We start from the raw sequence: 12,304 nt of genomic DNA, 5'->3' as shown, positions 1-12,304 counted from the left end.
ACGCAATGAACGAATCAGCAGAGCAGGTAATGATTTCTTTCAGGCAAATAGCTTTGCTAAGTCTGAGTTTTGAGGCCTTCGTTTTATGCCTCTTGCTTTATAAAATTGCTCTATTCTATCTAATGATCCCATTGCGCTTAGACCAAGCTTTTCTAGGCTGTAGCAAAGTAAGCACCAATCGCTTGCATTGAACGATAGTTGGTCGAGCAGTGGTGGCTGGTAGTCATCGACAACCCCAGTTTTGCCCCTCGCTGATTGACGGCTAGACCAGTCCAATAACTGGAAATATTGCCTTCGAGTGAATGGCAATGCATCTCTGTCTTGGTCATCTGAGTCGCCGATAAAGCTCATCAGTGGTTTTAGGGTGTGAGCATTACTCTCTCTGCAAGGTTTGCCATGCAATCGCTCATACGCGCTGGTAAATTCGCTGTCAGGTATGCTCTTACATAGTTTAGCTCTGATTGGGTTAAGGTCCACATACGTCATCGCGGCAAGCAGTGCTTTTTCATCTAGGAGTGGCTGTGATTTGAACCTGCCTTCCCAAAAGCGGCCGGTACAATCGTCTTCTTCGTTAGCTTTTTTGGCAATGTACTCGTTTAGAGAGCGCATAAACCAAGAAATATCGAACAGTCGGGCGCGCCACTTCGCGAGCGTAACCTGTGCGGTTTCAGCAACACTTTCATCTCCGGCCAGGTATCGATCTACTAACTTGTTTCCCTTGAACAGCATAAGCCACCTTTCGGCTACCTCGTGGTCGGTCAATTTTTTGGCAGCCGTTTGGTTAACATTCAGTACTAAATGGTAGTGATTTGACATGATCGCATAGGCGGCAACATCGATTGTAAAAACGCTGGAAAGTAGGTGAATGCGCTCTACAAGCCATAGCTTGCGGTGATCGAATGATGTCTGCGTCGCGTGGTCGTACCCACATAAAAAGGCACGGCGAACGCACCTAGATATGCAATGGTAGTACTGTGTGAGTGCTAGTTGAATGAGCTGAGCTCGAGCAATTGTCATGTCATCTACCTCCATCGTAAATATAAGATAGTGTATGAAAAGACAGTGGTCAAAAAATCAGTTTAACGTGATGGCAAAACTACGATGCCGTTGTGGTTATTAGATGTTGGACACCCATCAATATTAGATGTTGGACACCCACCAAAAAAGTGTGGAGTGCGATACAAAAATCGATAAGTAGGGAATGAACAAAATTCACCGTCTGCGGCATCGATCGCAAGAGAACGATGCATTCAATGCAAACGCGAGCTAGCCAAGTTGTTGTGAGTGCTAATCAAGACTTAATTGCTGCAAATAGGGTGGGTGTCTTAGGAAGTATCCACGCTGCGAATAGGTGGGTGTCCAACAAAGTAAAGCGCGGAATCGAAAAATACGGTGGGTGTCCATCGAAAAAAGATGAAATTGCTACAAATACGGTGGGTGTCCATCGAAAAAAGATGTTAATCCCGTGCTTGATGCTTTTGCAGCGCCCACTCGATGTGTTCGTCTACCATCGGCGAGATCTGGCCGAGTTTATCCTTTAGCGCAGTGATCACGGTTTGAGTGGTTGGTGCATTGCCAAGGGCTACGGCAAGGTTGCGGTTCCAGCACTCGTACCCGGTGCGGCGAATGGCACTGCCTTCGGTGGTGCGTAGGAAGGTCTTTTCATCCCAGTGCCATAGTTCGAGCAGGTCGGCGCAGTCGAGGTTATTGCGCGGTTGATAATCGGCTTCGTTGGTGAACTTGGCAAACTTGGTCCACGGGCAAAAGATTTGGCAGTCGTCGCAGCCAAAAATACGATTACCCATGGGTGTCCGGTATTCGACTGGGATGGGTTGGTTGGATTCGATGGTGAAGTAGCTGATGCATTTGCGCGCATCGATGACGCCGTCGGCAACAATGGCGTCTGTGGGGCAAACGTCTATGCAGCTGGTGCAGCTACCGCAGTGGTTTTTCTGAAAGCTCTGATCGGGCGACAGTTCTATATCAATGTACAGCTCACCCAACATGAACCAGCTGCCTGCTTTAGGGTGCAGTGTAAGGCTATTTTTGCCGGTCCAGCCCAAACCTGACTTTTCGGCGATTGGTCGCTCAAGTACGGGGGCGCTATCAACAAATGCGCGGTAGTTAAATGCGCCGCACTCATCGACGACGGCTTTGGCCAGCTGAGTGAGGCGTTTGCGCATTACTTTATGGTAGTCACGCCCCAACGCATAGCGAGCAATATAGGCTTTGCTTCGATCTTGCAGTTGAGTTTTCATTGGTTGCGCGTCCGGTAGCACATCCATACGCACCGCAATAATGCTTCTAGTGCCTTCGACCAGTAGCTCAGGCCGCCAGCGCTTTTCGCCGTGCGCAGCCATGTATTCCAAATCGCCATGGTACCCATGCGCTAACCATTGTTGAAAGTCACTCGCATAATCAGACAAGTCAATGTCGCAAACGCGCAAGTCAGCAAAGCCAAAGCTAGGAGCCAAGCGTTTAAAGGTTTGCTTTACTTGCTCTAAGTCGATTACAGGTAGGGTGCTGGTCATAAAAAACGTGCCAATGGTAAACTAGCGCTATGATACCCGAGGATAGCCCATGTTGTTAGCCAACGAAGCCGCCACTCTTGCTGCAGCGGAACAGTTTGTTGCCAAGTTACCTGCCCAGCGTCCCTTGATTATTTGGTTGCAAGGCGACCTAGGCGTGGGAAAAACGACGTTTACCCGTGGCTTTTTGCAGGCGCTTGGCCATACTGGCCGCGTAAAAAGCCCCACCTACACCCTGGTAGAAAGCTACGAGTTAGCATCGGCTACCGTGCATCACTTCGACCTTTATCGCTTAGCAGACCCAGAAGAGTTGGAGTTTATCGGCATACGTGACTATTTATCTGGTGATGCAATCTTATTATTTGAATGGCCAGATAAAGGAAAAGGCATACTAACTGAACCGGATCTCGCTTTAACGTTGACCGATCACGGCGAGGGCCGTAACTTATCTGTCGACTGTTTCACAGAAGTGGGGCGGCAATGGCAGCAAGCATTAGCGTTGTGAGGTAAAGGTAAGGTGCGTGGAATAACGGAGTGGGCACGTGGGTTGCTAACAGTCGCAGCACTATTTTGCGTGACATGGGCAGCAGCGGACAACAGCCTAAATGGCATTCGAATTTGGCCTTCGCCAGATAATACTCGGTTAGTGTTCGATCTAGAAGCTCGCGCTGAATATCGTGTATTCGAACTCGCCAACCCTAGTCGGCTGGTGGTGGACTTATTTGATACTGAACTAAATGCCGATCCTGACGCGCTGGCGCTCGACGGGACTGGCTTGAGCAATATCCGCACTGGGGTTCGTGATAATGGTTTGCGCGTCGTGCTCGATATGCCTGTAGCGCTCGATTATCGCGCCATGAAGTTACCGCCAAACAGTCAGCACCCCTACCGATTAGTGATTGATTTACAACGCAATACACCGCAGCAAGCAGCAGCGCCTGTGCGCAAGGTTGATACCTCTGGTCGGCGCGACTTGATCATTGCCATCGATGCCGGCCATGGCGGGGAGGACCCTGGTGCCATCGGCCCGGCTGGCACGCGTGAAAAAGATATCGTATTAGCGATTGCTAACGAGCTCGCCCGCCAAATTGATGCCGAACCTGGGTTTTCAGCCAAACTGATTCGCACTAATGATTATTTTGTGTCGTTATACGACCGCCGTGATCGTGCCCGTGAATTACAAGCTGATATGTTTGTATCCATTCATGCTGACGCCTTTAGAACGCCACAGCCAAGCGGCGCATCTGTATTCGCGCTGTCACGAGGCGGTGCCACGTCTACCATGGCTGCCTACCTAGCCGAGCAAGAAAACAAGGCAGACATTATTGGTGGTGTTGGTGGCATCTCACTAGAGGACAAGGACGAAACACTGCGCGAAGTGATCGTTGATTTGTCGATGAATGCCAATTTATCGGAAAGTTTGGCGATGGGTGCCGACATTCTTAAACATTTGGGTGGGGTAGCCAAGCTGCACAAAGATCGAGTCGAACAAGCAGGCTTTGCCGTGTTAAAATCTCCAGACGTGCCATCGGTTCTGGTCGAGACAGGTTTTATTTCCAACCCAGCCGAAGAGCGCAAGTTGCGCACAGAAAGTTATCGTAAAACCATGGCCCAAGCGATTTTCAAAGGCCTGAAAGAATACGGTTACAACACCGCCCCGGAAGGCACATATGTGTACTGGCGTGCCCATGAAGCACCACAATTTGTTGACTATAAAGTTAGCCGGGGTGACACGCTCTCTGGTATTGCACAGCGTTTCCAAATTCCACTTACAGATTTAAAAACGCTCAATGGCTTAAGTTCCAACAACATTCGCATTGGGCAAGTATTAAAGGTTCCAAATGTCTGAACATCGACCTATACGCCTCCTTGAGCAGCGCTTAGCCAACCAAATTGCTGCCGGGGAGGTGGTCGAAAGACCTGCCTCAGTAGCGAAAGAATTACTCGAAAACGCCGTCGACGCTGGTGGGCGCAACATTCATATGGATGTTGAGCAAGGCGGCGTAAAGCTTATTCGCATCCGCGACGATGGTTTTGGTATCGCCAAAGACGATTTGCCGCTAGCACTAGCGCGCCACGCCACGTCCAAAATTTACCAGCTAGAGGAACTAGAAGCGGTGGCCAGCCTTGGTTTTCGTGGCGAGGCACTGGCATCCATTAGTTCCGTTTCGCGATTGCGCCTAGCGTCAAAAACTGCCGATCAAGATAGCGCCTATGAAGTGACGGCTGCCGGGCGTGATATGGTGGCCGAGGTAAAACCCTGCCCACACCCAAACGGGACAACCATAGAAGTGCGGGATTTGTTTTTTAATACCCCAGCACGGCGGAAGTTCTTGCGTACCGAGCGTACTGAGTTTAATCACTTGGAAGAAACGGTGCGCCGCTTGGCACTGTCACGCTTCGATGTAGGCATTACGCTGACGCACAACCAAAAAACCATCATGCAGATGCGTCCAGCAGCACGGCAAATTGAGCAAGAGAAGCGCTTGGCCGACTTGTTGGGTAAGAACTTTCTGCAGCAAGCCATTCGGGTGGAGGTTGAGGCGGCTGGCATGAAGCTTTGGGGCTGGGTAGGCCTGCCGACGTTCTCCCGCAGCCAAGCCGATATGCAATATTTTTGCGTCAACCAGCGTGTTGTTCGCGACCGACTGGTTGCCCACGCGATTCGCCAAGCATATCGAGATGTGCTCTACAACGGCCGCCACCCAGTATTTGCGCTATATCTAGAAATTGATCCCAAGCTGGTTGACGTCAACGTGCACCCAACCAAGCATGAAGTTCGCTTTCGTGATGGCCGCCTAGTACACGACTTTTTATTCTCGTCACTACACAAGGCGCTCGCTTCAGTACGCCCGCAAACAACCGATACGGAAGAGCCGCTTGCACCACAACAGCTAGCGCCGCAAGTACCCGACCCGGTGCAAACCAATATGGCGCTGGCCGAGCAGCCAAACAACAGCTGGCAAGCTGGACACCCATCGACCAGTTCGCAAACTAGCCACTTAGCTGGACACCCACCAGTTAATGCAAGTGGACACCCACGGCCCTATGGGCAAGCTAGTCAGCCCGCCTCGCAGGCAGCCTATCAAGAAATGTATGCAGCCGCGCCGATTCGCCAGCCAATGCCAACCACCGAAGAAAATGGCGACATTCCACCTTTAGGGTACGCGGTTGCACAGCTGCATGGCATTTACATTTTGGCGCAGAACAAGCAGGGCATGATTATTGTCGACATGCATGCGGCGCATGAACGCATTACCTATGAGCGCATGAAACAACAACTTGAAGGTGGCCGGCTAGCGAGTCAGCCTTTGTTGGTGCCGGAACGCATGGCTGTCTCAACAAGAGAAGCCGATGCAGTTGAAGAACATGGGGATTACTTTCAAAGTATGGGCTTTGATGTGCGCCGCACAGGCCCTGAACACATTGCTATTCACCAAACGCCGGTACTGCTAAGCAAGGCTAAGCACGAGGATCTTGTTCGCGATGTGCTGTCTGACATTCTTACTTATGGGCAATCTGATCGGCTGATGGCGCAACGCAATGAAATACTTTCCACCATGGCCTGTCACGGTTCTGTGCGTGCCCATCACCAACTTAGCATTCCCGAAATGAATGCCCTGTTACGTGATATGGAGCATACTGAGCGCAGTGGTCAGTGTAATCATGGTCGCCCCACTTGGACGCAGCTTAGCATGGCCGAGCTCGATAAACTGTTTTTGCGAGGCCGCTAAATGAAACCCACAGTGATTGCCATCATGGGGCCGACGGCGGTTGGGAAGACCGACCTAGGGTTGGCGCTTGCCGATCGCTTCGACGTTGACTTAATCAGTGTCGACTCTGTACTGGTTTACAAAGGCTTGGACATCGGCTCGGCAAAACCGGAGCCTCAGTTGTTAGATAGGTATCCACATGCCTTGGTTGATATCAAAGACCCTTGTGAAGTATACAGCGCTGCCGACTTTGCCCGCGATGCCAATCAGTTAATAGCCCAAAGTCACGCATGTGGTCGAACGCCTGTGCTGGTTGGCGGCACCATGCTCTACTATAAAGCGCTATTTCATCCAATGGATGACCTTCCTAGCGCCGATGAAGCGCTGCGCGATGAGCTGACCAGAGAGTTAAACGAGCACGGGTTAGACCATATTGTGCAGCAGTTAGCTACAATCGATCCGGATATCATGCAGCGCCTTGAAGTGAATAATACACAACGCGTATTGCGGGCAATGGAAATCTATCGCTTAACAGGCAAACAGCCGTCTACGCTTTGGCAGCAACAAGCCTTCAGTGAGCAAACGATTGCCGACCTGCCATATCATTTGGTTCAGTTTGCAGTCATGCCACCTAGTCGAGAATGGTTGCACAAACGTATTAACTTGCGCTTTGAGCAAATGCTCGCGCAAGGCTTTGCCGACGAGGTGCAAGCCTTGATCGATCGAGGCGACCTCAATACTGATCTACCAGCCATTCGAGCCGTAGGATACCGACAAATGTGGTCTTACTTGCAAGGCCAACAAGACTGGTCTTCTATGATAGAAACTGGCCAGGCAGCAACCCGCCAGCTTGCCAAACGGCAACTGACATGGTTGAAAAAGTGGCCTAGTTTATTGACCTGTACAGCAGGGAATTCAGAAAATCTGAATGAATTGTTGAAAACGGTAAATTTGCCCTCACAATAGCAGTTATGACAGATACTGCCGTGCGGGCTTGATGGCGGCCCGAGTGAGTTGGTTTGTTTTAGTGAATTCTCTGCTTTTTACTGGCGATGTACCAGAATGTCGGTATAAACTGTTTAGACAGAGGCGGCGAACAATCAAAAGCATCGCTCGGCTTGCATACTGCGGCATCAATAATTATTAGAAATAAGGAGCCTCATCATGTCCAAAGGGCATAATCTTCAGGATCCCTTCCTGAACCAGTTACGCAAAGAGCGTATCCCAGTTTCCATCTTCCTGGTAAACGGCATTAAATTGCAGGGTCAAATTGAGTCATTCGACCAGTTTGTGATTTTGCTAAAAAACACCGTAAGCCAGTTAGTTTACAAGCATGCAATTTCTACCGTTGTGCCATCTAAAGTTGTTCGTATTCCATCAGAAGACGACGATAAGGCCGACGAATAAGGAGCTATGATTGTTCTTTGAACGTCATGCCGGCGGCGATCGTGCCGTGCTCGTGCATATTGAATTTCCAGAGGGCAATGAACGCGAAGATGTTTTAGAGTTTCAAGAGTTAGTCACGTCGGCAGGGGCCGAGGTGACTTCGCTTGTGACCGGTTCGCGCTCAAAGCCTGATCCCAAAACTTACATTGGTGTAGGTAAGCTCGAAGAGCTACATGCAATTGTTAAAGCCGAAGAAGCCGATGTTGTCATTTTTAACCATGCTTTATCTCCTTCGCAGGAACGTAACGTCGAGAGCGTAATTGAGTGCCGAGTATTAGACCGTACGGGTTTAATTTTGGATATTTTTGCGCAGCGTGCCCGAACGCATGAAGGTAAATTGCAGGTTGAACTGGCTCAACTTGAGCATCAATCTACACGCCTTGTTCGTGGATGGACGCACCTTGAGCGCCAAGCGGGTGGTATTGGTTTGCGGGGGCCGGGTGAAACCCAGCTTGAAACTGACCGGCGTTTATTGCGCGCTCGAATCACCACCATCAAAGAACGGTTGGCTAAGGTGCAGCGCCAGCGTGATCAAAATCGTCGCGCCCGTGATCGCTCGCAAACGCACTCCGTTGCAATTGTTGGCTACACTAATGCCGGCAAGAGCACGCTGTTTAATCGCATAACGGAATCCGACGTCTACGCGGCTGATCAATTGTTTGCCACGCTAGACCCAACATTGCGAAGATTTGAAGTACCAGATCTGGGCAATATTGTTTTGGCCGATACTGTGGGGTTTATCCGCCACTTGCCACACAAACTGGTAGACGCGTTTAAAGCAACTCTGCAAGAAACAGCCAATGCCGATTTATTGCTACATGTTGTTGATGCAGCCAGTGATGAGCGCCAGGCGAATATCGAGCAGGTGCAATTGGTGCTAAAAGAAATTGGCGCTGATGATATTCCGCAGTTGATGATCTATAACAAAATCGACTTGCTTGACGATTGGCAACCAGCAGTTGAATATGGTGAACGGGGTCAACCGGAGCGCCTGTGGTTGTCAGCGAAGTCGGGCGAGGGCTGCGACCTAATTGCGCCAGCGATCGCCGAGTTATTAGGTGACGACTTGGTCATCGATACTTTTCGATTATTGCCGCAAGATGGCAGCCTTAGGGCGCAGTTGCATGCTTACAATGCGGTAACCGACGAAAGTTACGATGAGAATGGCGAAATTTTGCTAAGCGTGCGTATCCAACGAAAAGACATTATGCAGATCTTTAGTCGCCTAGGTATTTCCCCAGAGCGATTTATTGCGCAAGATGTACCAGATTATTTGAAATAACGGGTTATATACCCATTTAAACTTGAAAGAAGTTTACTAACAGGCGAGGAGTAACCATGGCTTGGAACGAACCACCAGGCAATGACCAAGATCCTTGGGGCAAAAAGCGCCCTAACCAGGACGGTCCACCTGACTTAGATGAAGTATTTAATAATCTAAGCAAGCAATTCGGCAAGCTACTAGGCGGTAAAGGTGGTAGTGGTAACCGAAATAGCAACAATAACGGCGGCGATGGCGGTTTTAGCGCACTCACTCTGTGGGGTGTGTTAGGCGTAGCGCTGGTGATCTTTATCGGTTGGAACTCAGTCTACACCGTAGGTGAGCAAGAGCGTGGCGTAGTGTTGCGCTTGGGTAAATTCCAAACGGTGCAGCAGCCAGGCCTTAAATTTAAAGCACCAATCATCGACACGGTTGAAATTGTTAACGTTACCCAACTTCGCGAGTACTCGTACCGTTCAACCATGTTAACCAAAGACGAAAACATCGTTGATGTACGCATGTCGATCCAATACAACGTAGAAGATCCGAAAGCATTTGCGTTGAATGTTCGTTCTCCGTCAATGTCGCTTGAACAATCGGCTGAGTCGGCACTTCGCCATGAAGTTGGTTCTCGCAACCTAGAAGAAGTTTTGGTATCTGGGCGTGTGGGCTTGGCTGAAGAAGTGGATAAGCGTTTACGCAGCTTTATGGAAACCTATGGTACTGGCGTGCAAATCTCAGCGGTAAACATTGAAGAAACTTCTGCACCAAGGCAAGTAGTGGATGCGTTTGCCGATGTGGTAAAAGCTCGCGAAGACCAGCAGCGCTTCATCAATGAAGCTGAGTCTTACCGCAACCAGATCGTGCCGGTCGCACGTGGTGAAAAGCAGCGTATGATTGAAGAAGCACAGGGTTACTTTGCTTCTAAAACCGAAACGGCTTTAGGTGAAGCGGAACGCTTCGAGGCTCTGCTGGCCGAGTATCAACAATCACCAGACGTCACGCGCCAGCGTCTATACATAGAGACCGTATCAGATGTATACAGCCGCAGTGGCAAGGTGCTAATGGGTGCTGATGGTGAAGGCAGTGATAACGTGCTCTACTTGCCGCTTGATCGCTTAAACAACCGTTCAAACTCAGGCCAATAAGGAGGACCGAATGAATAAGAGTATTTTTGCATTGGTTCTAATCGCGGCCGTTGTGTTTATCGGTGCCAACTCACTTTATATCGTTAGTGAAAAAGAACGTGCTGTGCAGCTACGCTTCCGCGAGGTGATTAAAGCCGATGTGCAGCCAGGTTTGCATGTAAAGGTGCCATTTATCGACACCATTCGTCGTGTAGATGGTCGTGTGCTCACCATGGACACCCAGCCGGGTCGTTATCCAACAGCCGAGCAGAAGTTCTTGGTCGTGGATTACTTTACTAAGTGGCGCATTGTAAACCCGCAAGTTTACTTCCAAGCAACCAATGGTGATGAGCGCAGTGCAACTTTGCGTTTAAGCCAGCGTATCGACCAATCGTTGCGTAACGAAATTGGTGTTCGTCCGCTACTTGAGGTTGTCTCTGGTAAACCATTAAACGACGATGGCGTCACCGTTAGCGAACTTGCACCGGGCGATTTGGACATTCGTGACCAAATCATGGCAAGCATCACTCGCATTGTGAACGAAAACGTGGGTGATGACTTGGGTGTTGAAGTGCTGGACGTGCGCGTAAAAGCCGTTGATCTACCGGAAGAAGTTGAGCTAAACGTTTTCGAACGTATGCGCTCAGACCGTGAACTGGTAGCGCGTGACCTGCGCTCTCGTGGTCAAGAGCAGGCGGAAATTATTCGCGCTAACGCCGACCGTCAACGTTCTGAGTTGATCGCTGAAGGCCGTCGTGAAGCGGAGATTATCCGTGGTAACGCAGATGCTGAAGCGGCTGGCATCTATGCGGAATCATTCGGCAAAGACCCTGAATTCTTCGAATTCACTCGCTCGTTGCGTGCGTACTCAGAGTCATTTAACTCTGGCAATGACGTGTTGGTGTTAGATCCAAACGATTCGTTCTTCAAGTACTTGCGTGATCCAAACGGAAATTAATTAAATTTGAGCTGTAAATCTCCACCAGTAGGTGTAGAATCCATCAACCGGGTCATATGGCCCGGTTTTTTTTGGTTTACGCGAAGCTAAGGCTTATCATGACAATCGCTGAACGCTGGTTACTACCGGACGGCATGGAAGACGTGCTACCGGCTGAAGCCGCTAGAGTTGAGTACTTACGTCGAATGCTACTAGACCTCTGGCGTGTACATGGCTACCAACAAGTAGCGCCGCCGCCGGCGGAATTTCTAGAATCCCTAATCACCGGCACCAGCCGGGACTTAGACCTACAAACCTTTAAACTGATTGACCAGTTAACAGGCCGCCAACTTGGTCTTAGTACCGACGTTACCCAACAGGTAGCGCGCATTGATGCACACGCCAACCCAACGCCTGGCCCAGCCCGTTATAGCTACTGCAAATCAGTACTTCGAACCCGTCCAACAGCGGCCAACAATCAGCGAGCTGTACAGCAGATTGGTTGTGAGTTGTTCGGCTCGCCAGTGCTCAATGCCGACAAAGAAATTATTGGTTTATTACTCACCACGCTCGAGCAGGCTGAGAGTCATTCGCTAACACTAGATTTAGGTCACATGGGTGTCCAGCGCGCCTTGTTGGCACAGGCAGACCTAAATAGCGAAGAGGTAAAAGAGTTAACCGATATGTTGCGCCGCCGTGCACTGCCAGAACTGGCTAAGTGGCGAGAAGGTCGCTCAGGTGCTGCGGCAATGTTGGCGTCACTCGATCGCCTAAGTGGTGGCAGTGAGGTCATTGCGCAAGCTAAGGTTAGGCTGGCGGAGTTTGGTGACGATATCGCGAATGCCTTGGCAGACTTAGGCGAGATTATTGCTTATGTAGAGCAGCGCTGGCCAAGTGTAAATATTCATATCGATCTAGCCGAAGTTCGTGGTTGGGCGTATCACACTGGCTTAATGTTCAGTGTGTTTGCACCAGCAATTGGCCGACCAATTGCTGAGGGTGGTCGCTACGACGCCACAGGGCAAGTGTTTGGTAAAGCTCGCCCAGCAACAGGATTTACCATCGACCTACGTGGATTGGTGTCTACCAGCCCAGTTACGGTTGCTGGTGAAAGGATTTTTGCGGCGCATGATGTGCCAGAAGACGTGGTCGCGCAATGGCGCGCTAGAGGAAATGTGGTTGTGCAAGCACTGAGCGATGAAACAGCCGTGCTCGCTGGCTGCACAAGTGAATTGGTACAAGTGAGCGGCGAATGGCGCGCACTTTCTGTAGATGAAGCAAGAGACAACTAA

General features: G+C 50.1%; 11 protein-coding genes. 9 read left to right on the top strand and 2 right to left on the bottom strand.

From position 1 onward, the window contains the following. Positions 1 to 39 precede the first annotated feature (39 nt). On the bottom strand, positions 40 to 1,017 hold the full coding sequence (locus DUW71_RS00895) for a transposase (protein WP_119393349.1): 978 nt from the start codon (positions 1,015 to 1,017) through the stop codon (positions 40 to 42). A 440-nt stretch (positions 1,018 to 1,457) separates the two neighbouring features. Beyond that, positions 1,458 to 2,531: a tRNA epoxyqueuosine(34) reductase QueG gene (gene queG / locus DUW71_RS00890; protein ID WP_119393348.1), complete on the bottom strand. Its 1,074-nt coding sequence runs from the start codon at positions 2,529 to 2,531 to the stop codon at positions 1,458 to 1,460. Between the two features lie 49 nt (positions 2,532 to 2,580). Here queG and tsaE point away from each other — a divergent pair, with 49 nt between their 5' ends. From tsaE to DUW71_RS00845, 9 genes are all read left to right on the top strand, one after another. Further along, entirely contained in the window at positions 2,581 to 3,033 is a 453-nt protein-coding gene (tsaE, locus tag DUW71_RS00885; RefSeq protein WP_119393347.1) for a tRNA (adenosine(37)-N6)-threonylcarbamoyltransferase complex ATPase subunit type 1 TsaE, read from the top strand. A gap of 12 nt (positions 3,034 to 3,045) precedes the next feature. Beyond that, entirely contained in the window at positions 3,046 to 4,377 is a 1,332-nt protein-coding gene (locus tag DUW71_RS00880) for an N-acetylmuramoyl-L-alanine amidase (RefSeq protein ID WP_233545993.1), read from the top strand. Next, complete coding sequence (mutL, locus tag DUW71_RS00875) at positions 4,370 to 6,262, top strand: DNA mismatch repair endonuclease MutL (protein ID WP_119393346.1); 1,893 nt, start codon at positions 4,370 to 4,372, stop codon at positions 6,260 to 6,262. The genes DUW71_RS00880 and mutL overlap by 8 nt, the downstream gene beginning before the upstream one ends. Then, positions 6,263 to 7,207, top strand: a complete 945-nt coding sequence (gene miaA / locus DUW71_RS00870; RefSeq protein ID WP_119393345.1) for a tRNA (adenosine(37)-N6)-dimethylallyltransferase MiaA — start codon at positions 6,263 to 6,265, stop codon at positions 7,205 to 7,207. Positions 7,208 to 7,405: 198 nt separating this feature from the next. Then, positions 7,406 to 7,648, top strand: a complete 243-nt coding sequence (hfq, locus tag DUW71_RS00865) for an RNA chaperone Hfq (protein WP_119393344.1) — start codon at positions 7,406 to 7,408, stop codon at positions 7,646 to 7,648. Between the two features lie 10 nt (positions 7,649 to 7,658). After that, a complete protein-coding gene (gene hflX / locus DUW71_RS00860; protein WP_119393343.1) occupies positions 7,659 to 8,969 on the top strand; it encodes a ribosome rescue GTPase HflX in 1,311 nt (436 codons plus the stop codon). Between the two features lie 56 nt (positions 8,970 to 9,025). Continuing rightward, on the top strand, positions 9,026 to 10,096 hold the full coding sequence (hflK, locus tag DUW71_RS00855; protein WP_119393342.1) for an FtsH protease activity modulator HflK: 1,071 nt from the start codon (positions 9,026 to 9,028) through the stop codon (positions 10,094 to 10,096). A gap of 10 nt (positions 10,097 to 10,106) precedes the next feature. After that, positions 10,107 to 11,033, top strand: coding sequence for a protease modulator HflC (hflC, locus tag DUW71_RS00850; protein WP_119393341.1), 927 nt, complete (start codon positions 10,107 to 10,109; stop codon positions 11,031 to 11,033). Positions 11,034 to 11,131: 98 nt separating this feature from the next. Then, a complete protein-coding gene (locus DUW71_RS00845) occupies positions 11,132 to 12,304 on the top strand; it encodes an ATP phosphoribosyltransferase regulatory subunit (protein ID WP_158583813.1) in 1,173 nt (390 codons plus the stop codon).

This window comes from Salinibius halmophilus (assembly GCF_003577475.1).
GTDB classification, from domain to species: domain Bacteria; phylum Pseudomonadota; class Gammaproteobacteria; order Pseudomonadales; family Natronospirillaceae; genus Salinibius; species Salinibius halmophilus.
This window is presented reverse-complemented; position numbering and strand designations above follow the sequence as displayed.